The 25,222-nt window shown below is 56.3% G+C and carries 39 protein-coding genes; all 39 read right to left on the bottom strand.

What is annotated here, in order from left to right:
* Positions 1-94: 94 nt before the first annotated feature.
* The 39 genes from BM477_RS07840 to rpsL all read right to left on the bottom strand — a co-directional run bounded on the left by BM477_RS07840 (position 95) and on the right by rpsL (position 25,039).
* The gene (locus BM477_RS07840) at positions 95-688 is read right to left on the bottom strand and encodes a DedA family protein (RefSeq protein ID WP_075362117.1); all 594 of its coding nucleotides are present in this window, start codon (positions 686-688) and stop codon (positions 95-97) included.
* 21 nt (positions 689-709) lie between these two features.
* A complete protein-coding gene (glmM, locus tag BM477_RS07835) occupies positions 710-2,074 on the bottom strand; it encodes a phosphoglucosamine mutase (protein ID WP_075362116.1) in 1,365 nt (454 codons plus the stop codon).
* Positions 2,075-2,344: 270 nt separating this feature from the next.
* Positions 2,345-2,839, bottom strand: coding sequence for a 30S ribosomal protein S9 (rpsI, locus tag BM477_RS07830; RefSeq protein WP_075362115.1), 495 nt, complete (start codon positions 2,837-2,839; stop codon positions 2,345-2,347).
* 35 nt (positions 2,840-2,874) lie between these two features.
* On the bottom strand, positions 2,875-3,321 hold the full coding sequence (rplM, locus tag BM477_RS07825; protein WP_075362114.1) for a 50S ribosomal protein L13: 447 nt from the start codon (positions 3,319-3,321) through the stop codon (positions 2,875-2,877).
* 222 nt (positions 3,322-3,543) lie between these two features.
* The gene (gene truA, locus BM477_RS07820) at positions 3,544-4,443 is read right to left on the bottom strand and encodes a tRNA pseudouridine(38-40) synthase TruA (protein ID WP_084543808.1); all 900 of its coding nucleotides are present in this window, start codon (positions 4,441-4,443) and stop codon (positions 3,544-3,546) included.
* A gap of 129 nt (positions 4,444-4,572) precedes the next feature.
* A complete protein-coding gene (gene rplQ / locus BM477_RS07815; RefSeq protein WP_075362112.1) occupies positions 4,573-5,097 on the bottom strand; it encodes a 50S ribosomal protein L17 in 525 nt (174 codons plus the stop codon).
* 29 nt (positions 5,098-5,126) lie between these two features.
* Complete coding sequence (locus BM477_RS07810) at positions 5,127-6,128, bottom strand: DNA-directed RNA polymerase subunit alpha (RefSeq protein WP_075362111.1); 1,002 nt, start codon at positions 6,126-6,128, stop codon at positions 5,127-5,129.
* A gap of 167 nt (positions 6,129-6,295) precedes the next feature.
* Complete coding sequence (rpsK, locus tag BM477_RS07805; protein ID WP_075362110.1) at positions 6,296-6,700, bottom strand: 30S ribosomal protein S11; 405 nt, start codon at positions 6,698-6,700, stop codon at positions 6,296-6,298.
* A 17-nt stretch (positions 6,701-6,717) separates the two neighbouring features.
* Positions 6,718-7,086 (bottom strand): 30S ribosomal protein S13, encoded by a 369-nt coding sequence (rpsM, locus tag BM477_RS07800; protein WP_075362109.1) that lies wholly within the window; start codon positions 7,084-7,086, stop codon positions 6,718-6,720.
* A gap of 149 nt (positions 7,087-7,235) precedes the next feature.
* Complete coding sequence (gene rpmJ, locus BM477_RS07795; RefSeq protein ID WP_075362108.1) at positions 7,236-7,349, bottom strand: 50S ribosomal protein L36; 114 nt, start codon at positions 7,347-7,349, stop codon at positions 7,236-7,238.
* Positions 7,350-7,391: 42 nt separating this feature from the next.
* Entirely contained in the window at positions 7,392-7,613 is a 222-nt protein-coding gene (gene infA / locus BM477_RS07790; RefSeq protein WP_075362107.1) for a translation initiation factor IF-1, read from the bottom strand.
* A gap of 145 nt (positions 7,614-7,758) precedes the next feature.
* Positions 7,759-8,616: a type I methionyl aminopeptidase gene (map, locus tag BM477_RS07785; RefSeq protein WP_075362106.1), complete on the bottom strand. Its 858-nt coding sequence runs from the start codon at positions 8,614-8,616 to the stop codon at positions 7,759-7,761.
* 64 nt (positions 8,617-8,680) lie between these two features.
* Positions 8,681-9,250, bottom strand: a complete 570-nt coding sequence (locus tag BM477_RS07780) for an adenylate kinase (protein ID WP_075362105.1) — start codon at positions 9,248-9,250, stop codon at positions 8,681-8,683.
* Positions 9,247-10,545, bottom strand: coding sequence for a preprotein translocase subunit SecY (gene secY / locus BM477_RS07775; RefSeq protein WP_075362104.1), 1,299 nt, complete (start codon positions 10,543-10,545; stop codon positions 9,247-9,249). The genes BM477_RS07780 and secY overlap by 4 nt, the downstream gene beginning before the upstream one ends.
* A gap of 181 nt (positions 10,546-10,726) precedes the next feature.
* Positions 10,727-11,215 carry a 50S ribosomal protein L15 gene (gene rplO / locus BM477_RS07770; protein ID WP_075362103.1) on the bottom strand — a complete coding sequence of 163 codons (489 nt, stop codon included), beginning with the start codon at positions 11,213-11,215 and terminating at the stop codon, positions 10,727-10,729.
* A 2-nt stretch (positions 11,216-11,217) separates the two neighbouring features.
* Complete coding sequence (gene rpmD / locus BM477_RS07765) at positions 11,218-11,400, bottom strand: 50S ribosomal protein L30 (protein WP_075362102.1); 183 nt, start codon at positions 11,398-11,400, stop codon at positions 11,218-11,220.
* The gene (gene rpsE / locus BM477_RS07760; RefSeq protein WP_075362101.1) at positions 11,400-12,089 is read right to left on the bottom strand and encodes a 30S ribosomal protein S5; all 690 of its coding nucleotides are present in this window, start codon (positions 12,087-12,089) and stop codon (positions 11,400-11,402) included. Before rpsE ends, rpmD begins: the two co-directional genes overlap by 1 nt.
* Positions 12,090-12,117: 28 nt before the next feature.
* A complete protein-coding gene (rplR, locus tag BM477_RS07755) occupies positions 12,118-12,483 on the bottom strand; it encodes a 50S ribosomal protein L18 (protein ID WP_075362100.1) in 366 nt (121 codons plus the stop codon).
* Positions 12,484-12,485: 2 nt separating this feature from the next.
* On the bottom strand, positions 12,486-13,022 hold the full coding sequence (rplF, locus tag BM477_RS07750; protein WP_075362099.1) for a 50S ribosomal protein L6: 537 nt from the start codon (positions 13,020-13,022) through the stop codon (positions 12,486-12,488).
* Between the two features lie 17 nt (positions 13,023-13,039).
* A complete protein-coding gene (gene rpsH, locus BM477_RS07745; protein WP_075362098.1) occupies positions 13,040-13,438 on the bottom strand; it encodes a 30S ribosomal protein S8 in 399 nt (132 codons plus the stop codon).
* A gap of 69 nt (positions 13,439-13,507) precedes the next feature.
* On the bottom strand, positions 13,508-13,693 hold the full coding sequence (locus BM477_RS07740) for a type Z 30S ribosomal protein S14 (RefSeq protein WP_075362097.1): 186 nt from the start codon (positions 13,691-13,693) through the stop codon (positions 13,508-13,510).
* A 4-nt stretch (positions 13,694-13,697) separates the two neighbouring features.
* A complete protein-coding gene (rplE, locus tag BM477_RS07735; RefSeq protein ID WP_075362096.1) occupies positions 13,698-14,252 on the bottom strand; it encodes a 50S ribosomal protein L5 in 555 nt (184 codons plus the stop codon).
* A gap of 2 nt (positions 14,253-14,254) precedes the next feature.
* A complete protein-coding gene (gene rplX, locus BM477_RS07730; protein WP_075362095.1) occupies positions 14,255-14,683 on the bottom strand; it encodes a 50S ribosomal protein L24 in 429 nt (142 codons plus the stop codon).
* Positions 14,683-15,051, bottom strand: coding sequence for a 50S ribosomal protein L14 (gene rplN, locus BM477_RS07725; RefSeq protein ID WP_075362094.1), 369 nt, complete (start codon positions 15,049-15,051; stop codon positions 14,683-14,685). Before rplN ends, rplX begins: the two co-directional genes overlap by 1 nt.
* Before the next feature lie 80 nt (positions 15,052-15,131).
* Entirely contained in the window at positions 15,132-15,404 is a 273-nt protein-coding gene (rpsQ, locus tag BM477_RS07720) for a 30S ribosomal protein S17 (RefSeq protein ID WP_075362093.1), read from the bottom strand.
* Positions 15,405-15,412: 8 nt separating this feature from the next.
* Positions 15,413-15,652 carry a 50S ribosomal protein L29 gene (gene rpmC, locus BM477_RS07715; protein WP_425425758.1) on the bottom strand — a complete coding sequence of 80 codons (240 nt, stop codon included), beginning with the start codon at positions 15,650-15,652 and terminating at the stop codon, positions 15,413-15,415.
* A complete protein-coding gene (rplP, locus tag BM477_RS07710; protein ID WP_075362091.1) occupies positions 15,649-16,068 on the bottom strand; it encodes a 50S ribosomal protein L16 in 420 nt (139 codons plus the stop codon). Before rplP ends, rpmC begins: the two co-directional genes overlap by 4 nt.
* A gap of 3 nt (positions 16,069-16,071) precedes the next feature.
* A complete protein-coding gene (gene rpsC / locus BM477_RS07705) occupies positions 16,072-16,863 on the bottom strand; it encodes a 30S ribosomal protein S3 (RefSeq protein WP_075362090.1) in 792 nt (263 codons plus the stop codon).
* A complete protein-coding gene (gene rplV / locus BM477_RS07700; protein ID WP_075362089.1) occupies positions 16,863-17,234 on the bottom strand; it encodes a 50S ribosomal protein L22 in 372 nt (123 codons plus the stop codon). The genes rpsC and rplV overlap by 1 nt, the downstream gene beginning before the upstream one ends.
* 32 nt (positions 17,235-17,266) lie before the next feature.
* Positions 17,267-17,548 (bottom strand): 30S ribosomal protein S19, encoded by a 282-nt coding sequence (gene rpsS, locus BM477_RS07695; protein ID WP_071163696.1) that lies wholly within the window; start codon positions 17,546-17,548, stop codon positions 17,267-17,269.
* A gap of 11 nt (positions 17,549-17,559) precedes the next feature.
* A complete protein-coding gene (gene rplB, locus BM477_RS07690; protein ID WP_075362088.1) occupies positions 17,560-18,396 on the bottom strand; it encodes a 50S ribosomal protein L2 in 837 nt (278 codons plus the stop codon).
* 27 nt (positions 18,397-18,423) lie between these two features.
* Positions 18,424-18,726 carry a 50S ribosomal protein L23 gene (gene rplW / locus BM477_RS07685; RefSeq protein WP_075362087.1) on the bottom strand — a complete coding sequence of 101 codons (303 nt, stop codon included), beginning with the start codon at positions 18,724-18,726 and terminating at the stop codon, positions 18,424-18,426.
* Positions 18,723-19,367, bottom strand: coding sequence for a 50S ribosomal protein L4 (gene rplD, locus BM477_RS07680; protein ID WP_075362086.1), 645 nt, complete (start codon positions 19,365-19,367; stop codon positions 18,723-18,725). The genes rplW and rplD overlap by 4 nt, the downstream gene beginning before the upstream one ends.
* A 2-nt stretch (positions 19,368-19,369) precedes the next feature.
* A complete protein-coding gene (rplC, locus tag BM477_RS07675) occupies positions 19,370-20,035 on the bottom strand; it encodes a 50S ribosomal protein L3 (protein ID WP_075362085.1) in 666 nt (221 codons plus the stop codon).
* A 10-nt stretch (positions 20,036-20,045) separates the two neighbouring features.
* Complete coding sequence (gene rpsJ, locus BM477_RS07670; protein WP_075362084.1) at positions 20,046-20,354, bottom strand: 30S ribosomal protein S10; 309 nt, start codon at positions 20,352-20,354, stop codon at positions 20,046-20,048.
* Positions 20,355-20,719: 365 nt separating this feature from the next.
* Positions 20,720-21,910, bottom strand: a complete 1,191-nt coding sequence (gene tuf / locus BM477_RS07665; RefSeq protein WP_075362083.1) for an elongation factor Tu — start codon at positions 21,908-21,910, stop codon at positions 20,720-20,722.
* A 142-nt stretch (positions 21,911-22,052) separates the two neighbouring features.
* Positions 22,053-24,170, bottom strand: a complete 2,118-nt coding sequence (gene fusA, locus BM477_RS07660; protein WP_075362082.1) for an elongation factor G — start codon at positions 24,168-24,170, stop codon at positions 22,053-22,055.
* Positions 24,171-24,194: 24 nt separating this feature from the next.
* Positions 24,195-24,665, bottom strand: coding sequence for a 30S ribosomal protein S7 (rpsG, locus tag BM477_RS07655; protein ID WP_075362081.1), 471 nt, complete (start codon positions 24,663-24,665; stop codon positions 24,195-24,197).
* The gene (rpsL, locus tag BM477_RS07650; RefSeq protein WP_075362080.1) at positions 24,665-25,039 is read right to left on the bottom strand and encodes a 30S ribosomal protein S12; all 375 of its coding nucleotides are present in this window, start codon (positions 25,037-25,039) and stop codon (positions 24,665-24,667) included. Before rpsL ends, rpsG begins: the two co-directional genes overlap by 1 nt.
* Between the last annotated feature and the right edge of the window lie 183 nt (positions 25,040-25,222).

Here is a 25,222-nt window from a genome sequence, read left to right as displayed (position 1 = left end):
TACTAACTAAAATCTTTTCTATAGCAACTTTAGCGCAGTTAGGCTCAAGGGCGGTTCATCCTTTTGGACGAAGCTACCTGGAGGCTCTCCTTCTTTAGCTGTGGGATTTACGGAAGGCACTGGCAACGCGATCGAAGATGAGTCCCACAACGACGCCCACAGCGATGCCGACAATCATGGCAAGGACCGGCCTGTCGCTAATGATACGTCCGGTCCCCCAGCCGATGACGACGGCGAATCCAGCCCAAACGGTGGAAGCAACAAAGGATACGGGGAGAAATTTTGGATACTTGAATCCTGAAGCACCCGCCGTCATATTGACCAGCACACGACCGACCGGTACGAAGCGGGCCGCCAGCAGGTAGGATGCGCCACGAAGCTGGAGCTCTCGCCGAGCAAATTCCAGGCGCTCATCAGTAGCTACTTTACGGACCAGCGGGATTGACTCAATCGGGAGTTTGCGCCCCAGCCAGAAAGCTATCGAATCACCAACGGTCGCACCGACGACACCGGCAATCCACACGCTCCACAGCGGCACGACATGGGCGCTGGAAGATAAAGATGCCAGCGCGGTAATGAGGCTTTCGGCTGGGACGGGCGGAAAGAAGCCGTCAATACAGGCGAACAAAGCCAGGGCGGGAATCACCCACCAACTACTGGCGATGCTAAGGATGAAATCGACGACCATATTCACTTTTGCTCACTCTGCCTAGGTTAGACTGAGTCGCTTTGCGACAACATCTGCCAGTTTTTGCGCGGCAGCGTCGGCTTGCGACTGCGTAGCAGCCTCAACCATGACACGAACCAAGGGCTCAGTGCCGGAGGCGCGTAACAGGACGCGGCCGGAGTCGCCGAGGAAGGCCTCAGTCGCAGCAATAGCTGCCACTAGCTCCGGATCATCGGTTCGGTTCTTGTCCACATTCGGCACGTTAATCAAGGTTTGAGGCAGACGCTTAATGAAGTCAGTTAGTTCCGCTAGGGTCTTGCCGGAGCGAACCACGTCGCGGGCGATCATCAAAGCAGTCAAAATACCGTCACCTGTGGTTGCGTAGTGCGCATTGATGACGTGTCCGGATTGCTCACCGCCGAGGACGTGCCCGGAGTTACGAATCTCTTCCAGCACGTAGCGGTCTCCTACGCCGGTCTGGGCGATCTTAATGCCGCGTTCTTTCATGGCAAGATGCAAACCCAAGTTGGACATCACGGTGACGACGAGGGTGTCATTTGCGAGGCGCCCCTGCTTCTTTAAGCCGACCGCCAGCATCCCCATAATCTTATCCCCATCAATCAAGTTGCCTTGAGAATCCACTGCTAGGCATCGGTCCGCGTCACCGTCAAAAGCCACGCCGAACGCGGCCTTAGAGGCAACCGTTACTGCCTGGAGCTGTTCCGGATGGGTGGAGCCACAGTCGTCGTTAATATTACGGCCGTCAGGTGAAGCGTTCATAACTACCACGTCGGCGCCGGCTTCACGCAAAGCTTCGGGCGCCACATAGGAGGCGGCGCCGTTGGCACAGTCAACAGCAATCCGGATACCCTTCAGGGGTGTTCCGCAAGCCTCCACTAGGTGCTCAATGTAGGCGCGGTCAGCGGTGGCCGGGTCGGACGTAATATCACCGACACCTTCGGCGATTGGGGCGTCCCAGTCTTTGTCTTCCAGCAGTGCCTGAATCTCATCCTCGGTGGCGTCTTCGAGTTTGTAGCCGCCACGAGCAAAGAACTTGATGCCGTTATCGGGCATGGGATTGTGGGAGGCAGAAATCATGACGCCTAGGTCATAGTCACCGGTCGCCATCAGGTAGGCAACAGCAGGGGTGGGAACTACACCGATGCGGATAGCATCCATGCCCGCACTGGCAATGCCAGCGGCAATGGCGTGGGAGAGGAACTCTCCGGAGACACGGGTGTCCCGTCCAATGATGGCTTTAGGTTTGTGCTCAACATCGTATGAGCCTTCCGGCATCTGCGCGATGGTCAGACGGGCTGCCGCCTGTCCGAGCTCCAAGGCAAGTGTCGCTGTGATGTCTTTATTCGCTAAGCCGCGCACTCCATCGGTGCCGAAAATACGAGCCATATTGTCCCCTACTTATCTGAGTCGGATGTTTGGATGATGCCCCCTCGAGCATCCCATCTACTTCACCTATGCTAGTACGAAAATTACCCCGTGGCGCAGATTGCTTAGCATGGTGAGCGAGATGCCACTCTTCTCGCCGATTAGCTGCACGATAGTGCCAGAAATGGCGCATTTTCGGGCATTTTTGCGCACTCGTGAATCTGTGGGTGAAGATAAAAAGTTCCCCTCCCGTTAAACCGGGAGGGGAACCAAAGCTGCAGCGAAGCGAGATTAACGCTTCGAGAACTGCGGGGCGCGGCGGGCCTTCTTCAAACCAGCCTTCTTACGCTCAACTGCACGAGCGTCACGAGTCAAGAAACCAGCCTTCTTCAAGGCGGGTCGGTTGGCTTCGCGATCGATTTCGTTCAGGGCGCGAGCAATGCCCAAGCGCAGTGCGCCAGCCTGACCGGAGATGCCGCCGCCGTGAATACGGGCGATAACATCGAAACGTCCCTCAATGTCCAACAGGGTGAACGGGGAACGAACCAGCTGCTGGTGCAGTTTGTTCGGGAAGTAATCTTCCAGAGTGCGGCCGTTCAGCTTCCATTCGCCGGTGCCAGGCACCAGGCGAACGCGAGCAACAGCCTCTTTACGGCGACCCAGGCCTGCACCTGGAGCCGTCATGGACTGACCTTGACCGGTCGGGCCGGTCTCAGTCTCTGATGTGTATGAGCTAGGAACGTCTTCGACATCCAGCTCTTCGTTCTTGACGGTGGTCTCGGCCACTGTAATCCTCGTTTTCTCTCCGGGCTCCAAGCAGATTACTGCTGGGCCACCTGGGTGATCTCGTAAGTTTCGGGCATCTGTGCCGCGTGGGGATGCTCGGAGCCTGAGTAAACCTTGAGCTTGCGCATCTGGGCACGGCCGAGCTTGTTCTTGGGCAGCATGCCACGAACAGCCTTTTCAATGGCGCGTTCGGGGCGGGTTGCCAATAGTTCACGGTAGGACACCGCGGTGAGACCACCCGGACGACCGGAGTGGCGGTAAGCAAATTTGTTGTCAGCCTTGTTTCCGGTCAGAGCGATCTTATCGGCATTGATAACAATGACGAAGTCGCCCTGATCCATGTGAGGAGCAAAGGTTGGCTTGTGCTTCCCACGGAGCAAGACAGCGACGTGTGACGCTAAACGGCCGAGGACGACATCAGTCGCATCTACGACGTACCACTTGGGGTCCGCATCCTCAGGCTTCGGTGAATAAGTGCGCACGCTAATAGCCTTCTTTTCGTTGCTAGTAGAGTCAGATGGCGCAGAAAAATTGAAGCGTATCTGCGCTTAACCTGACTCGCTTGTCTAAAGTAAATCGGTCATGTTGTGTCTGTTATGGGACCGGGCGAGTGGGAAACGCTGGTGGTCCGATGTGACACACAACTTGTTAATACTATCCTTTGAGCGGGCCCATCGTCAAAGGATAGCCTTGTGCAAACGCTCTCATTGCGAGCCTTTTTCGCAATCACAGTCGGCCTCGTCTCGACGGCGCCGCGCCAGCTGCGCTTGTTGTGCCCAGGCGTCGGCATCTTCACCGTAGGAAACCTCGGCTAATACTAAGCCTTGCGGGGGTGCCAGAGGGGCAGCTTGTTCCCGGCTGGGATGCTTTAACAGCTCTGCCAAATAGTTTTCTGGCCGAGCTCCCCTTCCCACCAAAATCGCCGCCCCAACTAGGGATCGCACCATGGAGTGACAGAATGCATCAGCCTGCACGTCTGCTTCGATCTGGTCGTCCTCGGCCCGCGTGAAGCTGAAAGCAGTCAATGTCCGGATCGTAGTCGCACCCTCGCGTGGTTTACAGAAAGAAAGGAAATCGTGCTCCCCTAACACAGTGCGCGCGGCCTGGTTCATGGTCGGTAGGTTAAGGCCCTCCGCCGGGGCATCCACCCAGCTCACCCAGTGCCGGGTGAGTGGGTTACGTGCCGCCAAGGAGTCAGCAATCCGATAAGTGTAGCGGCGTCTAAGCGCAGAGAAGCGGGCATCGAAACTAGCGTCGACCAGACGCACCGACTTGACCTGCACGTCGGCGCTGCCGCGCGGCCCGGAAGCTTCCCGTGCCAGCATGGAGTTGAGCCGCTGCGCAAATTTCTCACTGCGCTCCCCCTCGTGCCCTAAAAGCTGCACGCAAAGGGATGCAGGCAAGTCAAGGTGCGCCACCTGCCCGGTTGCGTGCACACCAGCGTCGGTACGTCCCGCTACCGTCAGGCTCACCGCTTGGCGACAAATGGTGCCGAGGACGCGCTCTAGCTCCCCTTGCACGGTACGCTGACCCGGTTGCGCTGCCCAGCCGTGGAAGTCCGTACCGTCGTAGGCAAGGTCGAAACGAAGTCTTTGTTCAGTCACGCTCCTACTGTACCGAATCTGCAGCCTCACGCGCGAGCCTCAGTGTTATGCGGGTAAAGTAAATGCCCCCACCAGTTGGCAGGGGCATTTACTTTGAAGTTTATGAATCAGTCAGTGCGCTGAAATAGCTCACTTCTCTTCTTCAGTTGCGGTCTCTTCGACCTGAGCTTCCTCAACTGCAGGCTCTTCAACCTTTTCAGCCTTGGGTGCCTTCTCCGCAGCGGCTTCGGCGGTCTTTTCAGCGGTCTTGACGACAGCCTTCTTTTCCACCTTTTCCATCACGAGGGACAGACGGGCCATGGGAGCCTGGTCGCCCTTACGCGGGGGAAGCTTAACGATGCGGGTGTAGCCGCCTTCGCGCTCAGAGTCCATTGCCGGAACAATGACATCGAAGAGCTCGTAGGTGTAGTCGAAACGACCATCACGCTTAGCGGTATTGGTACCCAGAACGGCAATCACCTGACGACGAGCGTGCATATCTCCACGCTTTGCCTTGGTGATGAGGCGCTCCAGATGGGGCTGTACGCGCTTGGCGCGAGCGAAAGTGGTGGTAATCTCGCGGTGCTCGATTACGCTACGGCACAGGTTGGCCAGCATGCGACGCTCGTGCGCGGCGCTGCCTCCCAGGCGGGGGCCCTTTGCAGGCTTAGGCATTTTCTTTTCTCCTTGAAAACTGTGGTGGCTCAGCTAAAGTTTTCGTCGCTGAACTGAATGAATCCGGGTGTTTCAGCGTCGCTGACACTGGGCATTTGGGAGTCCTTGAGGGACATTCCAATGGCTGCCAGTTTCTCCTTGATTTCCTCAATCGACTTCGCACCGAAGTTACGAATGTCGAGGAGGTCAGCTTCGGAGCGGGCTACCAGCTCGCCAATAGTGTTGATCTCATCGCGGTGAAGCGCGTTCATGGAACGAGGCTGCAAGCCCAGGTCCTTGATCGGGCGAGCCAAATCGGCTGCCAGTGCGTTATCGGTCTGGGACTCGCCCATCTCGATACCTTCACTCTCAACGTTGAGTTCCTTGCAAAGACCAAACAAACCGACCAGTGTGGTGCCTGCCGAAGCGAGGGCGTCACGCGGGCTGATAGCCTGCTTGGTTTCAACATCAACTACTAGACGATCAAAGTCGGTGCGCTGTTCCACACGGGTTGCTTCAACCTTGTAGGTCACCTTGAGAATCGGTGAGTAGATTGAATCGATCGGGATGCGGGAAATTTCAGCGTCCGGGTTCTTGTTCTGAGCAGCTGAGATGTAGCCGCGGCCACGCTCAACAGTCAGTTCAATCTCCAAACGTCCCTTGTCATTCAGGGTTGCCAACACGAGTTCCGGGTTGTGGATTTCCACCCCGGCGGGAGGCTGGATATCACCGGCAGTGACAACACCTTCGCCAGTCTGGCGCAGGTACATTACAACCGGCTCATCATTGTCCGAAGACAAGACAATCTGCTTGATGTTAAGGATGATCTGTGCAACATCTTCTTTCACACCTTCAATGGTGCTGAACTCGTGTTGAACACCATCGATGCGAATGGAGGTTACTGCGGCACCCGGAATGGATGACAGCAGCGTCCGGCGAAGCGAGTTACCCAAGGTGTAACCGAAACCGGGCTCAAGCGGTTCCAGGGTAAAGCGCGAGCGGCGCTCATTGACGACTTCTTCAGTCAAAGTGGGTCGCTGTGCAATCAGCACGTCGAATTCCTTTCCTCATCCGGTGCCCGCCATATGACACCGGCTTTGTGGTTGTGGGGTTTCCCCCACGCAGGATGTGAGGTCAGCGGTGAATACATGGCGCGCATTCTCCGCGGATAGAAACTATTTAGCCGGATTAGCCGTCTAGTTTCTCGAGACTGATGAAATCAGACGCGACGACGCTTCGGGGGGCGAGCACCATTGTGTGCCTGCGGGGTCACGTCGTGAATCGAACCAACTTCGAGGCCGCTGGCCTGAAGGGAACGAATCGCGGTTTCACGGCCGGAGCCGGGACCCTTAACGAAGACGTCAACCTTCTTCATGCCGTGTTCCTGGGCGCGCTTTGCAGCGGCCTCAGCAGCCAGCTGAGCGGCGAACGGGGTGGACTTACGTGAACCCTTGAAGCCAACCTGGCCGGATGAGCATGAAGCGATGACAGCACCGGTCGGATCAGTGATCGACACGATGGTGTTGTTGAAGGTCGACTTAATGTGTGCCTGACCTACAGCAATATTTTTACGTTCCTTACGGCGTCCCTTACGGGCACCGGTAGCACGAGTCTTGGGGGGCATATCTTCTCCTAAAAGTCTTACTTCTTCTTACCTGCAACGGTACGCTTCGGACCCTTACGAGTACGCGCGTTCGTCTTGGTACGCTGACCACGAACTGGCAGGCCACGACGGTGGCGTACGCCCTGATAGGAGCCGATTTCAATCTTGCGACGAATGTCCGCTTGGACTTCACGACGCAAGTCGCCTTCGACCTTGTAGTTGCCCTCGATGTATTCGCGGAGCTTGACCAAGTCTTCTTCAGCCAGATCCTTGACGCGAATATCGGGCGACACACCGGTCGCCTTGAGCGTTTCAGCAGCGCGGGTACGTCCCACACCGTAAACATAAGTGAGTGCGATCTCCAGGCGCTTTTCGCGCGGGAGGTCTACACCGGCAATACGTGCCAATTTTTTCTCCTGTGTTTTCGGAGGCCGTCACGTTACCTTCCAAGCAGATTGCTTGGCCTCGGCCTCCGAACCGAGGGCTGCACCGCTTTCACGGGTGGCTGGTAACGTGCTAGTTGTTCAACCGCGGTTGCGGTTGAGCAGATCAGGGATTAGCCCTGACGCTGCTTGTGTCGAGGGTTGTCGCAAATAACCATGACATTGCCGTGGCGACGAATCACCTTGCACTTGTCGCAGATTCTTTTGACACTCGGCTTGACCTTCATGATAAACCTCCGCCGCCACTCTCAGGCGGCGCATGTCGTAGTTTACTTGTAACGGTAGACGATACGGCCTCGGCTGAGGTCGTAGGGGCTGAGCTCAACGACTACCCGATCCTCTGGGAGAATACGAATGTAGTGCTGACGCATCTTTCCCGAAATGTGCGCGAGCACGATGTGTTCGTTCTGCAGTTCAACGCGGAACATTGCATTGGGGAGTGCCTCAACGACAGTTCCCTCAACTTCAATTACACCGTCTTTGTTCGCCATATAACTCGACTACTCTCACTTTCTTGAGTTTCCTTAACGATTGTTAAAGAGCTGCGTACCTACACTTAACCTAAAGTGAAGACACCCAACGATTAAGACTATGAGCAATTTCGCCAGTTTGCAACCTTTAGGACTGTCGTATCGGTCACTGGGCTGGGATTGTAACGGGCTTTAAGCCGTAGGGGGAAAGAATCTCTTCTCCCCCGTCCCGGGCAGTCAATACCCAGACACCACCGGGCATGATTGCGACCGTGTGTTCCCACTGCGCAGCCAAGGAACCGTCCACTGTGCGGACAGTCCATTCGTCTGCATCCACCTGGTTGGCGGCAGAGCCCGAGGTGAGCATCGGTTCAATCGCGAAGACCATGCCGGGGCGGAGCTTCGTGAGCTTACCGCGCACAGAGTAGTTGTAGACGTCGGGTTCTTCATGCATGGCATTGCCAATTCCATGCCCGACGAAGTCTTCGACGATACCGATGGGCATCTCGAACTGCTCACTGTAGTGAGCAACGACTTCTTCCACACTGTCGCCCACAATATTCAGGCGATCTGCCCCCTCGGCGAGATTCACAATTGCGTTATGCAGCGCAGTCTTGGTGACTTCGTCGATGCGGTGTGCAGTTTCCCTGCCTTCGCCGCCAACAATCATGGTGAAAGCAGCGTCACCGTGCCATTGTTTCCCTTCGCGGACAACATAGGCGCCGCAGTCGAAGGTAACGAGGTCCCCGGTCTCGAGTACCCTTTCGCCCGGGATGCCGTGCACGATCTCATCGTTGACGGAGATACAGACGGTTGCGGGGAAACCATGATAGCCGAGGAAGTTCGAGTGCCCGTTGGAGTCAGCAATGACTCTGGCGCTGACTTGGTCAAGCTCTTTAGTGGTGATGCCCGGTACGCAGGCTTCACGGAGTGCGGCATGAATATCTGCAACAATCAATCCCGCTTCGCGCATATAACCGATTTGGGTGGGGGTTTTGATTTTTACTTTGTCACGGTAACGCATTGGATTCTTTCCGATAAGGCAAAGGTGGGGCAACGCTATGCGCAGCCCCACCTTAGCTAAGTTGTCACTTTGCTTCGAGGATAGCCTTGATTCGATCCGAGACCTCATCAATGCTACCGTTGCCATCGACCTTCACCAGTAGTCCAGCTTCCTCGTAGAAGCTCATCAATGGTTCAGTCAGCTCCTGGTAGACATCGAGACGGTGACGGATTACTTCCTCGGTGTCATCGGGACGATGTTCAATCTCGGCCCGTTTCAAGAGGCGCTCAACTACGGCCTCGTTATCGGCAGTAATCTGCAGTACCAAATCAAGCTTGCGTCCGCGATCAGCCAACATTTCGTCCAGCACTTTAGCTTGCGAAACTGTGCGAGGGTAGCCATCCAGAAGGAAGCCTTCGCGCGCATCGGGGTTATCCAAGCGAACCTTCACCATCGGGTTGGTTACGCTATCGGGAACGTACTCGCCCCGGCTAATATATGCTTTCGCGCTTTCACCGAGCTCAGTTTCCTGTTCCATATTCTCCCGAAAAATCTGACCGGTAGAAATATGGGGGATATTCAGTTCACGACAAATGAACGCCGCCTGGGTACCTTTGCCAGCTCCCGGGGGGCCAACTAGGATCATTCGTTTCATCGGAGGAATCCTTCGTAGTGGTGCTGACGCAACTGAGAGTTAACTTCCTTGACGGTCTGCAAACCAACACCAACAATAATCAGCAGTGTAGTGCCACCGAAAGGTAGCTGCTGGCTGGTAATTCCCATTGGGATTAGCAGCAGTGCGGGAAGCAGTGCCACAATCACCAGGTAGACAGCACCAGCAGAGGTAATACGTGTAATCACGTAGCGAAGCAGGTCAGCAGTCGGACGACCGGCACGAATACCGGGGACGAAGCCGCCATACTTCTTCATATTGTCTGCAACCTCATCCGGGTTGAAAGTAATCTGCGTGTAGAAGAAACAGAAGAAAGCAATCAGAGCCGCATCAAGCGCCAAGTAGAGAGCGCTTTGCTGCGTGAAGTTACGGTGGACGAAGATTGCCCACCCGGAGCTAGGATCGGCGAACTGCGCAGCCATCATCGGCAAAGCCAGTATCGAGGTTGCAAAGATAACCGGGATAACGCCGGACATGTTGATCTTGATGGGAATGTAGGTGGAGGACCCGCCGTAGGACCGGGAACCAACCATCCGCTTCGCGTACTGCACAGGGATGCGACGCATGGCCTGCTCCACGAAGACAATAGCTATGGTAATCGCAGCAATCATCGCGATGATGCCAAGCACCTTTAATACGCCGTTGTCAGCGGACTGGGCGATACCGAAAAGTTGCTGCGGGAGACGAGCAATGATTGACGTGAAAATCAGCAAGGACATTCCGTTACCGATACCACGGTCGGTAATCAATTCGCCGAGCCACATGATGACACCAGTACCCGCGGTCATCACAATCAGGATGAGCAGGAAGGTCCAAACCGTATCACTGGGGATAACCGGAACCGTACAGCCGGGGAACATGTTGCCCGATCGTGCCAAAGAGATGAAGCCTAGGGACTGCATGAAGGCGAGGAAGATAGTCAGCACACGAGTGTACTGCGTCAGCTTCGCCTGGCCAGACTGGCCTTCCTTGTGCAGGTCTTCAAAACGAGGTACTACTACGCGCAACAGCTGAATAATAATTGAAGCAGTAATGTACGGCATAATGCCGAGGGCAAATACAGACAGCTGCAGTAGAGCACCACCAGAGAAGAGGTTAACGAGGTCTAGAAGACCAGCGCCCTCCTGTTGGGCCATACACTGGTTAATGTTCTTAATCGATACACCCGGTGACGGGACAAAAGTTCCGGCGCGGAACAATGCCATGATCAGCAGTGTGAAGAGCAGCTTGCGCCGCAAATCAGGGGTGCGGAACGCCTGTGCGAATGCGCTAAGCACGCTACCTCCTCGGTTGAAACTTATAGATAGAAAAATGAGCCGGCCAGTCACCGGCAACGTGCGTCATTCTACCGCCTTATTGCAGTACTCAGCAATAAGATGATAGAACGATTCACGCAATTTGTGAGATTAACGCTAAAACGGGGAGCGATTCGTTGAGCAAATCGCTCCCCGTTAAAGATTAGCGGTTGGTCAAAGACCCGCCAGCTGCCTGAATCTTCTCAGCAGCAGAAGCTGACCAAGCATCGACGGTTAGGTCGAACTTGACTTCAACGCTTCCGGTTCCGAGAACCTTCACGAGCTGGTTCTTGCGAACTGCGCCGGCTGCTACCAGTTCCTCAACGCCGATGGTGCCACCCTCAGGGAAGAGAGCTGACAGCTTATCAAGGTTGACAACCTGGTATTCGGTGCGGAACGGGTTCTTGAAACCACGGAGCTTCGGTAGACGCATATGCATCGGCATCTGGCCACCTTCGAAGCCCAAGGGAACCTGGTAACGTGCCTTAGTACCCTTGGTACCGCGACCTGCAGTCTTACCCTTTGAGCCTTCACCGCGGCCAACGCGCATCTTCTTGCGCTTGGCGCCCGGTGCCGGGTGGAGATGGTGGATACGCAACACGTCGTCACGCTCTTCGTTGTTCTGTGCGACAGTCTCAGTGCTCTTAGCCATGATTAGTCGACCTCCTCAACCTTAACTAGGTGAGAGACAGCGCGAAGATAGCCGCGAAGCTGGTGGCTGTCCTCACGGACGGTGGACTGGCCAATCTTACGCAAACCCAGGGTGCGCATGGTGTCACGCTGGTTCTGCTTAGAACCTACGTCGCCACGGACGCGGGTGATTTTAACCTGTGCCATTACTCACTCACCCCCGCAGCTGCAGCTTCAGCCTCAACCTTTTCTGCAGCGGCCTTACGCTCAGCTTCACCTTCGGCACGAGCACGTAGCATGCCGGCAGGAGCAACGCGCTCCAACGGCAGACCACGACGGGCAGCAACAGCCTCAGGCTGTTCCAGCTGGCGCAGGGCCTTGACGGTGGCATGAACAATGTTGATTGCGTTGGCAGATCCCAGTGACTTGGTCAGCACATCGTGGACACCAGCGCAGTCGAGGACTGCACGCACCGGGCCGCCGGCGATAACGCCGGTACCAGGAGCAGCGGGACGAAGCAGAACGATGCCTGCAGCGTCTTCACCCTGGGTCACGTGAGTGATAGTACGGCGAATCATGGGGACGCGGAAGAAGTTCTTCTTGGCTTCTTCAACGCCCTTGGCGATTGCCGCGGGAACTTCCTTAGCTTTACCGTATCCAACGCCGACTGTGCCTTCGCCGTCACCAACTACGACAAGCGCAGTGAAGCTGAAGCGACGACCACCCTTAACGACCTTGGAGACGCGGTTGATAGTCACAACGCGCTCGATGTACTGGTTCTTTTCGTCGCGGCCTTTGTTGCCACGACGGTCTTCCCGGCGTCCTCGACGCTCGCGACGCTCTGTGTCGCGAGTCTCGTTGGACTGGCCGTTCCTGTCTTGCTGCTCTGCAGCCATCAGTATGCCCTCTTCCTTCTCTTCGCGATCACAGGCTCAACCCGCCGGAGCGGGCGCCGTCTGCGACTGCCGCGACGCGGCCATGATACTTGTTACCGCCACGGTCGAAGACCGCTGCGGAGATGCCGGCGGCTTTTGCGCGCTCGGCGACGAGTTCGCCAACCTTGTGAGCCTGCTCAGTCTTGGTGCCTGACATGAAGTCAGCTTCCATGGTTGAGGCAGCGGCCAGCGTGTGACCCACGGTGTCGTCGATCAACTGAGCCACCATGTGGCGGTTGGAACGACGGACCACCAAGCGGGGGCGTTCGGGAGTGCCGAAAACAGTTTTGCGGACGCGCTGGTGGCGGCGTTTGAGAGCTACAGCTGAGCCCTTTCCTTTGACGGAGTAAGCCATTATTACTTACCTGCCTTTCCGACCTTGCGACGTACCTGTTCGCCGGCGTAGCGAACACCCTTGCCCTTGTAGGGTTCAGGCTTACGAATCTTGCGAATGTTTGCGGCGACCTCGCCAACCTTCTGCTTGTCAATGCCAGAGACAGTCAGCTTGGTGGGGCCTTCCACGGTGAACTCAATGCCTTCCGGGGCTTCAACCACAACGGGGTGTGAGAAACCGAGAGCAAACTCCAAGTTCTTACCCTTGGCAATCACACGGTAACCGGTGCCAACGATTTCCAGTTTCTTCTGGAAGCCTTCGGTCACACCAACGACCATGTTGTTGATCAGGGTACGAGTCAGGCCGTGCAATGAGCGTGCAGTACGCTCATCGTTGGGGCGGGAAACCAGCACGGTGCCGTCCTCTACCTTCACCTCAATGGGGGTAGGGATGGTGTGCTTGAGTTCGCCCTTGGGGCCCTTAACAGTAATTACCGAGTCATCGAGCTTAATCTCGACACCCGCCGGAATTGAGACCGGAAGTCGTCCAATACGAGACATATTCTACTCCTCCGTTCTCACCAGATATAGGCGAGGACTTCCCCACCTACACCCTTATTTGCTGCCTCGCGGTCAGTCAGCAGGCCAGAAGATGTGGACAAGATTGCCACACCCAAGCCGCCCATGACGCGGGGCAGGTCAGTTGACTTGGCATACTTACGAAGACCGGGCTTGGAAACACGCTTCACGCCGGAAATGGCGCGCTCGCGGTTAGCTCCGTACTTCAGTTTCAGAGTGAGAGTTTTGCCCACGCGGGCATCCTCAATCTCCATACCAAGAATGTATCCTTCGGCTTCAAGGATCTGCGCGATGGCAGCCTTCAGCTTCGAGTGCGGCATGGAAACCGTCTCGTGCTGCGCCGAGTTAGCGTTACGCAGACGCGTTAGCATATCTGCGATTGGATCTGTCATAGACATAGTGGGCTATGCCCTTCCTCGTCGGGGTTTCCCACGGCACTTTTTGCCGGTGGACCTGCGACGTAGTTGTTACCAGCTGCTCTTTGTGACACCGGGAAGCTCACCCGCTAGGGCCAGCTCACGGAGGCAAATACGGCACAAGCCGAACTTACGATACACCGAACGCGGACGACCGCAACGGTTGCAACGTGTGTAGGCACGCACCCGGAACTTAGGTTTCCGGGAGGCCTTGACTTTGAGTGATGTCTTAGCCATTAACTCAGTTCTCCTTGAACGGGAATCCGAGGTGACGTAGCAGAGCTAGGCCTTCCTCGTTGGTCTTGGCGGACGTAACCAGCGTGATATCCATACCGCGGACACGGTCAATCGTGTCGGGATCGATTTCGTGGAACATCACCTGTTCGGTCAGACCGAAGGTGTAGTTTCCGTTACCGTCGAACTGGTTGGGGTTCAGACCACGGAAGTCACGAATACGCGGAAGCGCAGTCGAAAGCAAACGGTCTAGAAACTCCCACATTCGTGCGCCACGTAGAGTTACGTGAGCACCAATCGGCTGGCCTTCACGCAGTTTGAACTGCGCGATGGATTTGCGTGCCTTTGTGACTACCGGCTTCTGACCGGTGATCAGGGTGAGGTCGCGAACGGCCCCATCCATAACCTTGGAGTCACGGGCAGCGTCACCGACACCCATGTTGACGACGATCTTGGTCAGACCGGCGACCTCCATGGCGTTGGGGTGCTGGAACTCTTCGCGAAGCTTCGCGACGATTTCGTCCTTGTACTTTGCCTTCAGGCGGGGTGTGTTATCAGTCATGCTCAGATCTCCTTACCTGCGTTCTCGCCAGTGCGGATCACTCGCACGCGCTTGACACGCACGCGGCCTTCACGCTCGACCTCGACCTCTTTGAAGCCGACGCGAACGGGCTTCTTGGTGTCAGGATCAACCAAGGCAACATTGGAGATGTCAATCGGGGCTTCACGGTGCTCGATGCCGCCGGTGACCTGGCCCTGAGCTGACTGCCCCTGGCGGACGTGGTGCGTACGCACATTCACGCCTTCTACGATCACACGGTTAGTATCGCGCAAAACCTCGATGACAACGCCCTGCTTACCTTTATCTCCAGGAAGCAAAGGAGCCTTGCCCTTTTCTTCCCGAACCTTGTTACGCGCGTCGATTTTCTTCTGGTCGGAAGTACGACCAGTCATGACCTCAACGAGGTCACCCTTCTTAATCTTCGCTCCCATCACAACACCTCCGGTGCTAGCGAGACGATACGCATGAACTTCTTATCACGGAGCTCTCGACCCACTGGGCCGAAAATACGCGTACCGCGGGGCTCACCTTCGTTTTTCAAGATGACAGCTGCATTCTCATCAAATCGGATGTAGGAACCGTCTTTGCGGCGGCGCTCCTTGCGGGTGCGCACAATAACCGCCTTTACGACGTCTCCCTTTTTGACATTGCCGCCGGGGATAGCGTCTTTAACAGTGGCAACAATAGTGTCACCAATGCCAGCGTAACGCCGACCCGAGCCTCCGAGAACGCGGATGCAAAGGATTTCCTTCGCACCGGTGTTATCGGCGACCTTTAGTCGCGACTCTTGTTGGATCATTCTTATGACTCCTGTCGTCGTGCCGGTTCTCGGTCTCCCGAGCCTAGCCGAACGGATTATTTCAAATAGAAAACTAAGATTTACTTAGCCTTCTCAAGGATCTCGACCAAACGCCACCGCTTGGTAGCGGAGAGCGGCCGAGTTTCCATGATGCGGACAAGGTCACCTACGCGAGCAATATTGCCCTCGTCGTGTGCCTTGAGTTTTGCGGTTCGACGCACAACTTTACCGTATAAAGGGTGCTTCACGCGGTCAACGAACTCAACCACAATGGTTTTGTCCATCTTATCGCTCACGACATAGCCGCGGCGGACCTTGCGTTCATTGCGCACAGAGGCGGAATTTTCGCTCATTTTCTCGCTCACTTACTTGTCGTAGGGGCAGTACGGATGTTTAGCTCACGTTCACGAGCAATCGTGTAAATGCGAGCAATGTCACGACGGACGGTGCGGATGCGACCGACATTTTCGGTTGCGCCAGCTGCCTGCGCGAAGCGGAGGTTAAACAATTCAGTCTTAGCCTTGTCCAGCTCCTCGCGCAGACGGTCGTCATCCATCTTATCCAGCTCAGCGGCTGTCAGATCAGAAGAGTTAGCCATCAGGCTTCACCACCTTCACGGACCACGAAACGGGTCTTCATCGGGAGCTTGTGCATGGCGCGTGACATAGCCTCACGTGCCAGCGACTCCGGGACACCTCCGAGCTCGAACAGGATTCGGCCCGGCTTAACATTGGCAACCCACCATTCCACGGAGCCTTTACCTTTACCCATACGGGTTTCGGCAGGCTTCTTGGTCAGCGGACGGTCGGGGAAGATGTTAATCCACACCTTACCGCCACGCTTAATGTGACGAGTCATTGCGATACGAGCAGCTTCAATCTGTCGGTTGGTGACATAAGCCGGCTCGAGCGCTTGGATTCCGAAATCGCCGAATGCAATCTCGGTGCCGCCCTTAGCCATTCCCTTACGGGTGGGGCGGTGCTGCTTACGGAACTTTGTTCTACGAGGAATAAGCACGGCTCAGGCCTCCGATGCCTTCTCTTTGGCGGGTGCCGGCGACTCGCTCTGCTGCTGCTGAGCCTTGTTGCCTGGACGCTGGTTACGGCGTCCCCCGCGACGGTCATTGCGACGTCCACGCGGAGCGGCCTCGGCCTGCTGACGCGCGAATTCCTTTTCGGTGACATCGCCCTTGTAGATCCACACCTTGACGCCGATACGACCAAAGGTGGTATGGGCCTCGAAGAAGCCGTAATCGATATTCGCGCGCAGGGTGTGCAAGGGCACCCGACCTTCGCGGTAGAATTCCGAACGCGACATCTCCGCGCCGCCGAGACGGCCGGCGCACTGGATACGAATACCCTTGGCGCCCGCGCCCATGGCGGACTGCATGGCCTTACGCATGGCACGCCGGAACGACACGCGAGCTGCGAGCTGTTCTGCGACTCCCTGCGCAACCAGCTGAGCATCAATCTCGGGGTTCTTGACCTCGAGGATGTTCAACTGAACCTGCTTACCGGTCATCTTCTCCAGCTGACCACGCAAGCGATCTGCTTCAGCTCCGCGACGGCCAATCACGATACCCGGGCGGGCAGTGTGAAGGTCAACGCGGACACGGTCACGAGTACGCTCGATGTCGACACGAGAGATACCGGAACGCTGCAGAGTTTCGTCAAGCATGCGGCGAATCGCAACATCCTCAGCTACGTAGTCTGCGTAGGTCTGGCCCTTCTGCGTCGAATCCGAAAACCAGTGCGACCGGTGATCGGTGGTGATGCCGAGACGGAACCCAGTGGGGTTAACTTTTTGTCCCATTACTTGGTTCCCTCCTGTGGTGTGTCGACGGTACCGACGACAACGGTGATGTGGCAGGTGCGCTTGTTGATACGACCAGCGCGACCCTGTGCACGAGGACGGAATCGCTTCATCGTCGGACCCTCATCTACATAAGCTTCCTTGATGACTAGATCAGCCTCGTTGAATTGTTCTTGTGCTTCCTCGGCTGCAAACTTTGCATTATGCTTGGCGGATTCCACCAGTTTGCGAACATCAGTTGCTACAGCCTGAGGCGCGAACCTCAAAATGTCGAGGGCGTCGATAACGCGCTTACCGCGGACGACATCGACAACTCGGCGCGCCTTCATGGGCGTGACGCGCAGGTAGCGCACCTTCGCCTTGGCTTCCATATTTTGCCTCTTTCTTCCTGTTAAGACGCGCCTCAGCGGCGGCGGCCCTTACGGTCATCCTTGTCGTGCGAACGGAAGGTCCGAGTCGGAGCAAATTCGCCCAGCTTGTGACCAACCATCGATTCGGTGACGAACACCGGGACGTGCTTACGACCGTCATGAACGGCGAAAGTGTGTCCAAGGAAGTCCGGCGTAATAACGGACCGACGCGACCAGGTTTTGATTACATTCTTAGTGCCAGCTTCGTTTTGAGCGTCAACCTTTTTGTAAAGGTGCTCGTCTACGAAGGGGCCTTTCTTTAAACTACGTGCCATGGTATCCCCTATCAGCGCTTCTTGCCGGTACGACGACGACGCACAATCATCTTGTCGCTGGCCTTGTTCTTACGGCGAGTACGACCCTCAGGCTTGCCCCAGGGGCTAACCGGGTGACGACCACCGGAGGTGCGGCCTTCGCCACCACCATGCGGGTGATCAATCGGGTTCATAACCACACCACGTACGTGGGGGCGCTTGCCCTTCCAACGCATACGGCCGGCCTTACCCCAGTTGATGTTGGACTGCTCAGCATTGCCAACTTCACCGATGGTGGCGCGGCAGCGAGCGTCCACGTTGCGGATTTCGCCGGAGGGCATACGCAGCTGGGCGTAACGGCCTTCCTTAGCAACCAGCTGGACCGAAGCACCAGCGGAGCGAGCGATCTTTGCACCGCCACCGGGACGCAGTTCGACAGCGTGAATCACGGTACCCAAAGGGATGTTACGCAAAGGCAGGTTGTTACCGGGCTTGATATCAGCACCGGGCCCCTGCTCAATGAGGTCACCCTGGGCCAGCTTGGCCGGAGCCAAGATGTAACGCTTAGCACCATCTGCATAGTGCAGCAAGGCAATACGTGCGGTCCGGTTGGGGTCATACTCAATGTGAGCGACCCGTGCGGGGATGCCATCCTTGTCGTGGCGACGGAAGTCAATCACACGGTAGGCGCGCTTGTGACCGCCACCGCGGTGACGAGACGTGACGCGACCTGCGTTGTTACGACCACCGGTCTTGGACAACGGACGCACCAAGGACTTTTCGGGGGTGGAGCGAGTAATCTCCACGAAGTCCGCAACGGAGGAGCCACGGCGGCCCGGCGTTGTCGGCTTATATTTACGAATTCCCATAATCTTCCTCTATCTTTCGACGGCTTCTCAGCCGATCAGCTCGCCGAAATCGATGGTGCCTTCGCGCAGCGTAACAATCGCGCGCTTGGTGTCCTTACGCTTACCAAGACCAGTGCGAGTACGGACAACCTTCCCGGGACGGTTCATGGTGTTAACCGATTCAACCTTCACGTCGAAGATGGCCTCGATAGCAATCTTGATCTCAGTCTTGTTAGCCGAAGGAGCAACCACGAAAGTGTACTTGCCGAGGTCTTCCATCGGAGCAGACTTTTCGGTGATTACCGGCTTGATGATAATGTCACGCGGGTTGCGTGCTGGGGTGAGGCTCACTTCTTTTCCTCCTTGTGGTTACCAACGAAGGCTTCGAAAGCACCAGAGGTGAAGACTACGTCATCCTGGACCAGGACGTCGTAGGTGTTCAGCTGATCGGCCCACAACAGTGCAACCTCAGGAAGGTTACGCAGGGAGAGCTGAGTCATCTGGTCTTCACGCTCGCATACCACGAGGGCGGTACGGTCGCCTACCACGTTGTGCAACGCGGAGAGAGCAGCCTTGGTTGAAGGCTTCTCTGCATCTAGGAAACCAGTCACGACATGAACGCGGCCGGCGCGTGCACGATCGGAAAGAGCGCCACGAAGAGCAGCAGCCTTCATCTTCTTAGGGGTCCGCTGCGCGTAGGAACGCGGGGTCGGACCATGAACAATGCCACCACCGGTGTAGTGAGGTGCACGGATTGAACCCTGACGGGCGTTACCGGTACCCTTCTGGCGGTAGGGCTTACGTCCACCACCGCGAACTTCTCCGCGGGTCTTGGCCTTGTGGGTGCCCTGACGGGCAGCTGCCAACTGGGCAACGACAACCTGGTGAATCAACGGAATGTTCGTGGGAACATCGAAGATTTCAGCGGGAAGTTCGACAGTGCCGGCCTTCTTGCCGGAAACGTCTAGGATATCTACAGTCTGGCTAGCCATATTCACTCACCCTTTACAGCGGAGCGGACCACGACCACACCGTTCTTCGGGCCGGGAATGGCGCCGGTGAGCAACAAAAGGCCCTTTTCGGTGTCGACGGAGTGGACCGTCAGATTCTGGATAGTACGGCGAACGCCACCCATACGGCCTGCCATACGCAGACCCTTGAAGACGCGGCCCGGTGTCGCAGCAGCACCGATTGAGCCGGGCTTGCGATGGTTACGGTGAGAACCGTGGGAAGCAGAGACACCGGCAAAGCCGTGACGCTTCATAACGCCAGCGAAACCTTTACCCTTGGTGGTGCCCGAAACATCGACGGTAGCGCCAGCTTCGAACAGGTCTGCAGTCAGTTCCTGACCGATAGTGTATTCTTCGGCATCCGGGGTGCGGATCTCAGCCAGATGACGACGCGGCGCAACGCCGGCCTTCTCGAAGTGGCCTGCCAAAGGTTTAGTAATCTTGCGGGAGTCAATCTCGCCAAAGCCCAGCTGGACGGCGGTGTAGCCATCGGTGTCCAGGGTGCGCACCTGCGTCACGACGTTGGTGTCCACCTGCACAACCGTAATGGGGATAAGACGACCGTCTTCGTTCCACACCTGGGTCATGCCGAGCTTGCGACCAATCAGCGCCTTCACGGGCGCAGTCGCTTGCTTGGAGTTCGTAGTCATTACAGGTTCCTCAGAGCTTAATTTCGATGTTCACGTCGGCGGGCAGGTCCAGTCGCATCAACGAGTCAACTGCCTTGGGCGTGGGGTCAATAATGTCAATCAGGCGCTTATGCGTGCGCATTTCGAAATGCTCACGGCTGTCCTTATATTTGTGGGGAGAACGAACGACAACAAATACGTTCTTCTCCGTCGGCAACGGCACCGGGCCAACTACTGTGGCACCCGCGCGCTGGACTGTCTCGACGATCTTACGCGCCGAGCTGTCGATAACCTCATGGTCATACGACTTCAGCCGAATGCGGATTTTCTGTCCCGCCATGCGGTCTTACCTCTTCCTTACTTTGAGACAACGTCCCCGCACCCGCGCGTGTCGCATGCCTTTTTCGCAAGATTCCAACACTGAGAGTGGTTTCGCTATCTACTTCGTCAAAACAACCTGGGGCATTACGCCCGTTTGTGCGACATTTCTGCCACCTCGAACGAAGTTCGATGGACTCATGATCTCTCATGAGCAACTTATCTAGTTTCGCAGGTTCAGCCCGAATACGCAACCCGATTCTGTGTGACGTCCGGTACCCCCGCGGCCGCGCGTGTCGCCTCACCACCCTTGGGCAAAAATGTAGCGGCCCAATCCGACGATTGGGCCGCTACACGCGAGTCTAAACTCTAATCAGTGAAACAAAATCACTTGACGACCTTGGTTACACGACCGGAACCAACGGTACGGCCACCCTCACGGATAGCGAAGCCGAGGCCCTCTTCCATGGCGATGGGCTGAATCAGCTCAACCGAGATTTCGGTGGTGTCGCCAGGCATAACCATTTCCTTGCCTTCAGGCAGGGTGATAACACCGGTCACGTCAGTGGTACGGAAGTAGAACTGAGGACGGTAGTTAGAGTAGAAGCTCTTGTGACGTCCGCCTTCTTCCTTCTTCAGGATGTAGACCTGACCCTCGAAGTGAGTGTGCGGGGTAATGGAACCGGGCTTAGCCACAACCTGGCCACGCTCGACGTCATCACGCTTGGTGCCACGCAACAACAGACCACAGTTTTCGCCGGCCCATGCTTCGTCCATCTGCTTGTGGAACATTTCGATACCGGTAACGGTGGTCTTCTGAGCTTCGCGGATACCCAAGATCTCAACTTCAGAGTTGATGGGCAGCTTGCCACGCTCAACACGACCGGTAACCACGGTGCCGCGGCCGGTAATGGTGAAGACGTCTTCGATCGGCATCAAGAAGGGCTTGTCCATGTCACGAACGGGCTCCGGGACGTTCTCGTCCACGGCGTCCATGAGCTCTGCAACCTTGCCAACCCACTCCGGGTCGCCTTCCAGCGCCTTCAGAGCGGAAACCTGGACGACAGGAGCATTGTCACCGTCGAAGCCCTGAGAGCTCAGCAGGTCACGAACTTCTTCTTCAACCAGTTCCAGCATGTCGGGGTCATCAACCATGTCAGCCTTGTTCAGAGCGACCAACAGGTAGGGAACGCCAACCTGCTTGGCCAGCAGAACGTGCTCACGGGTCTGAGCCATCGGGCCGTCAGTAGCGGCAACCACGAGGATTGCGCCGTCCATCTGAGCAGCACCGGTGATCATGTTCTTGATGTAGTCGGCGTGACCGGGGGCGTCGACGTGTGCGTAGTGACGCTTTTCGGTCTGGTATTCAACGTGAGAAACGTTAATGGTAATACCGCGGTCGCGCTCTTCAGGAGCGTTGTCAACCTGGTCGAACGGGGTGAACTCGTTCAAATCCGGGTACTTGTCGTGCAGTACTTTGGTAATCGCAGCGGTCAACGTGGTCTTACCATGGTCAACGTGACCAATGGTACCGATGTTAACGTGCGGCTTAGTGCGTTCAAACTTGGCCTTTGCCACTTGTGTCCTCCTGGACTCGGGTAGATTTTCCTCAGCCTTCGGCAGATATTAGCTTAACACCTGCGGGCGGTGAGTGCCTACTAGATTGTTTTTCTTGTGGGTTAGAGCACCAGCCCTGTTAAAAGCTGGAACTCAATGGGACTCACTCGCCCCGGTTTTTTGCGATGATCTCTTCAGCTACGTTGCGAGGAACCTCGTCGTAGCTGTCGAACTGCATCGTGTACATCGCGCGACCCTGCGTCTTGGAACGCAAGTCGCCGACATAACCGAACATTTCCGAAAGCGGAACCTGGGCCTTGACGACCTTGGCGCCCGACACGTCTTCCATCGCAGAGATAGAGCCGCGGCGAGAGTTCAAGTCACCAATAACGTCACCCATGTACTCTTCCGGAGTACGGACCTCGACGGCCATAATCGGCTCGAGGAGGACCGGGTTGGCGCGCTTGGCGCCTTCCTTCAGTACCATGTTACCCGCAATCTTGAACGCCATTTCTGACGAGTCAACATCGTGGTATGCGCCATCAATCAAGATAGCCTTAATACCAACCAGCGGGTAGCCGGCAAGCACACCATTTTGCATGGCGTCCTGAATGCCAGCATCGACCGACGGGATGTACTCGCGAGGAATACGGCCACCAGTGACCTTGTCCTCGAACTCGTACAGCTCTTCGGCATCCATGGGAAGGGGCTCGAAAGAAACCTGCACCTTAGCGAACTGGCCAGAACCGCCAGTCTGCTTCTTGTGGGTGTAGTCAACCTTCTCAACAGCCTTGCGAATGGTTTCGCGGTAGGCCACCTGAGGCTTACCAACATTGGCCTCCACTTTGAACTCGCGACGCATACGGTCGACGAGGATGTCTAGGTGAAGTTCGCCCATGCCGCCGATAACGGTCTGGCCGGTCTCTTCGTCCAGACGGACGGTGAAGGTCGGGTCTTCTTCAGCCAGCTTCTGAATAGCAACAGAAAGCTTTTCCTGGTCAGACTTGGTCTTCGGCTCGATAGCCACGTGAATAACGGGCTCCGGGAAGGTCATCGACTCCAAGATAATCGGCTGATCTGTAGCGGCTAGGGTGTCACCGGTGGTAGTGTCCTTCAGGCCAATAACCGCGTAAATGTGTCCGGCGTGAGCCTGCTCAACCGGATTTTCTTTGTTGGAGTGCATCTGGAAAATCTTACCGATGCGCTCCTTCTTACCCTTGGTGGAGTTAACTACCTGGGCGCCGGCTTCAATGGAGCCAGAGTAAACGCGGATGAAGGTCAGCTTGCCGTAGAACGGGTGTGCAGCAATCTTGAATGCCAAAGCTGCGAAAGGCTCAGATTCTTTAGCTTCGCGCTTGAGGACCTCGCCCTCGTTACCCACAGCGTGACCTTCCACAGCGGGAATGTCGAGCGGTGAGGGCAGGAAGTCGATGACACCATCAAGTACGGGCTGGACGCCTTTGTTCTTGAAAGCGGAGCCGCAGTAAACGGGGAAGATGTCACCGGCGATGCACTGGGTACGAATACCCGCAACGATTTCTTCGTCGGTTAGTTCTTCGCCACCGAGGTACTTATCCATGAGTTCTTCTGAACCCTCAGCAGCTGCCTCAATCATTTCTTCACGGTACTGCTGTGCCTTTTCCAGCATGTCTTCCGGAATGTCTTCCAGAACCACGACGGAGCCACGAGTTTCATTACCGCTTGCGTCCTTTTCGGGGAAGCGAACGGCCTTCATCTGACGCAGATCAATCACGCCAGCGAAATCATTTTCAGCACCAATCGGCAGGGCCATTACGACAGGCTTTGCACCCAAACGGTCCTTGATGGTCTGTACTGAGAAGTAGAAGTCAGCGCCCAGCTTGTCCATCTTATTGATGAAGCAGATACGGGGGACATTGTACTTGTCAGCCTGACGCCAAACGGTTTCGGATTGCGGTTCAACGCCTTCCTTACCGTCGAACACTGCGACAGCACCATCAAGGACGCGGAGCGAACGCTCCACCTCAACAGTGAAGTCAACGTGGCCGGGGGTGTCAATGATGTTGACCTGGTTGCCCTTCCAGAAGGAGGTCACGGCAGCCGAGGTAATCGTGATGCCGCGCTCCTTTTCCTGTTCCATCCAGTCGGTGGTTGATGCACCATCGTGGGTTTCACCGATCTTGTAGTTAATACCGGTGTAGAACAGAATGCGCTCGGTTACGGTTGTCTTGCCGGCATCAATGTGAGCCATGATGCCAATATTGCGGACCTTATGTAGGTCAGTCAGCACTTCAAGTGCCACGAGGATCGCCCTTCGTTAGTTGGATTACCAGCGGTAATGAGCGAAGGCCTTGTTGGACTCCGCCATCTTGTGCATGTCTTCACGACGCTTCACAGCGGCACCAAGGCCGTTGGAGGCATCGAGAATTTCGTTCATCAGACGCTCAGTCATCGTCTTTTCGCGACGCTGACGTGAGTAGTCGACCAGCCAACGTAGCGCCAAAGTGGTGGCGCGGGAAGCGCGCACCTCAACGGGCACCTGGTAGGTGGCACCGCCAACGCGACGAGAACGGACTTCCAAAGCGGGGCGGATGTTATCCAACGCGCGCTTCAGAACAGTGACTGGATCCTGATCGGTACGCTCACGAACACCCTCGAGGGCGCCGTAAACAATTCGTTCAGCAATTGACTTCTTGCCGTCGAGCAACACGCGGTTAACCAACTGGGTGACCACAGGTGAACCGTAAACGGGGTCGACAACTAGGGGACGCTTAGGAGCGGGACCTTTACGAGGCATTACTTCTTCTCCTTCTTAGCGCCGTAGCGGGAACGAGCCTGCTGGCGGCCACGGACACCCTGGGTATCCAATGAACCGCGAACGATACGGTAACGAACACCAGGAAGGTCCTTCACACGACCACCGCGAACGAGCACGATTGAGTGCTCCTGCAGGTTGTGGCCTTCACCGGGAATGTAAGCGGTAACTTCGATGCCACTGGAAAGGCGCACACGAGCAACCTTACGCAGAGCCGAGTTCGGCTTCTTAGGGGTAGTAGTGTAAACGCGAGTGCAAACACCGCGACGCTGGGGAGACCCCTTCAACGCCGGAGTGCTTACCTTGTTGCGCTTCACGCTGCGGCCCTTACGGACCAGCTGCTGAATAGTAGGCACTATATCTCCGTCTTTTTGATTTCGGACTGATTTTCTTAACAATAATGCGCGACCGTTAGCCCCCGTCTTGCGAGCATACTGCTCCGCAGGGGGCCGGCCCGCCCTCGGGGAAAACCCGGAACGTCCGGAGCTCCGCAGAAGCAAGGAGCCCGTATGCATCAAATAGATACATAAAGACGGTAG

Origin of the sequence: Boudabousia marimammalium (genome assembly GCF_001936115.1) — a bacterium.
Lineage (GTDB): Bacteria > Actinomycetota > Actinomycetes > Actinomycetales > Actinomycetaceae > Boudabousia > Boudabousia marimammalium.
Note: the sequence above shows the minus strand (reverse complement) of the source record. Positions and strands in the feature narration are given on the sequence as shown.

Excerpts from the sequence above, each read along its gene's own strand:
- rplQ (WP_075362112.1), bottom strand. The coding sequence starts at position 5,097 with ATGCCTAAGCCTGCAAAGGGCCCCCGCCTGGGAGGCAGCGCCGCGCAC.
- map (WP_075362106.1), bottom strand. The coding sequence starts at position 8,616 with ATGCGTTACCGTGACAAAGTAAAAATCAAAACCCCCACCCAAATCGGT.
- rplO (WP_075362103.1), bottom strand. The coding sequence starts at position 11,215 with ATGGCTAAGAGCACTGAGACTGTCGCACAGAACAACGAAGAGCGTGAC.
- rpsC (WP_075362090.1), bottom strand. The coding sequence starts at position 16,863 with ATGGGACAAAAAGTTAACCCCACTGGGTTCCGTCTCGGCATCACCACC.
- rplV (WP_075362089.1), bottom strand. The coding sequence starts at position 17,234 with ATGGAAGCCAAGGCGAAGGTGCGCTACCTGCGCGTCACGCCCATGAAG.
- rpsG (WP_075362081.1), bottom strand. The coding sequence starts at position 24,665 with ATGCCTCGTAAAGGTCCCGCTCCTAAGCGTCCCCTAGTTGTCGACCCC.
- rpmD (WP_075362102.1), bottom strand. The coding sequence starts at position 11,400 with ATGGCACAGGTTAAAATCACCCGCGTCCGTGGCGACGTAGGTTCTAAG.
- rplC (WP_075362085.1), bottom strand. The coding sequence starts at position 20,035 with ATGACTACGAACTCCAAGCAAGCGACTGCGCCCGTGAAGGCGCTGATT.
- rplR (WP_075362100.1), bottom strand. The coding sequence starts at position 12,483 with ATGGCTTACTCCGTCAAAGGAAAGGGCTCAGCTGTAGCTCTCAAACGC.
- rplF (WP_075362099.1), bottom strand. The coding sequence starts at position 13,022 with ATGTCTCGTATTGGACGACTTCCGGTCTCAATTCCGGCGGGTGTCGAG.
- rplX (WP_075362095.1), bottom strand. The coding sequence starts at position 14,683 with ATGGGAGCGAAGATTAAGAAGGGTGACCTCGTTGAGGTCATGACTGGT.
- rpsK (WP_075362110.1), bottom strand. The coding sequence starts at position 6,700 with ATGCCCCCCAAGACTCGTGCTACCGGTGCCCGTAAGGGACGCCGTAAG.
- rplE (WP_075362096.1), bottom strand. The coding sequence starts at position 14,252 with ATGACTGATAACACACCCCGCCTGAAGGCAAAGTACAAGGACGAAATC.
- rpsQ (WP_075362093.1), bottom strand. The coding sequence starts at position 15,404 with ATGAGCGAAAATTCCGCCTCTGTGCGCAATGAACGCAAGGTCCGCCGC.
- BM477_RS07740 (WP_075362097.1), bottom strand. The coding sequence starts at position 13,693 with ATGGCTAAGACATCACTCAAAGTCAAGGCCTCCCGGAAACCTAAGTTC.
- BM477_RS07780 (WP_075362105.1), bottom strand. The coding sequence starts at position 9,250 with ATGAAACGAATGATCCTAGTTGGCCCCCCGGGAGCTGGCAAAGGTACC.
- rpsE (WP_075362101.1), bottom strand. The coding sequence starts at position 12,089 with ATGGCTGCAGAGCAGCAAGACAGGAACGGCCAGTCCAACGAGACTCGC.
- infA (WP_075362107.1), bottom strand. The coding sequence starts at position 7,613 with ATGGCGAACAAAGACGGTGTAATTGAAGTTGAGGGAACTGTCGTTGAG.
- rpmJ (WP_075362108.1), bottom strand. The coding sequence starts at position 7,349 with ATGAAGGTCAAGCCGAGTGTCAAAAGAATCTGCGACAAGTGCAAGGTG.
- glmM (WP_075362116.1), bottom strand. The coding sequence starts at position 2,074 with ATGGCTCGTATTTTCGGCACCGATGGAGTGCGCGGCTTAGCGAATAAA.
- rpsS (WP_071163696.1), bottom strand. The coding sequence starts at position 17,548 with ATGGCACGTAGTTTAAAGAAAGGCCCCTTCGTAGACGAGCACCTTTAC.
- rpsH (WP_075362098.1), bottom strand. The coding sequence starts at position 13,438 with ATGTCTATGACAGATCCAATCGCAGATATGCTAACGCGTCTGCGTAAC.
- rplD (WP_075362086.1), bottom strand. The coding sequence starts at position 19,367 with ATGGCTAGCCAGACTGTAGATATCCTAGACGTTTCCGGCAAGAAGGCC.
- rplN (WP_075362094.1), bottom strand. The coding sequence starts at position 15,051 with ATGATCCAACAAGAGTCGCGACTAAAGGTCGCCGATAACACCGGTGCG.
- BM477_RS07840 (WP_075362117.1), bottom strand. The coding sequence starts at position 688 with ATGGTCGTCGATTTCATCCTTAGCATCGCCAGTAGTTGGTGGGTGATT.
- rplB (WP_075362088.1), bottom strand. The coding sequence starts at position 18,396 with ATGGGAATTCGTAAATATAAGCCGACAACGCCGGGCCGCCGTGGCTCC.
- rpsJ (WP_075362084.1), bottom strand. The coding sequence starts at position 20,354 with ATGGCGGGACAGAAAATCCGCATTCGGCTGAAGTCGTATGACCATGAG.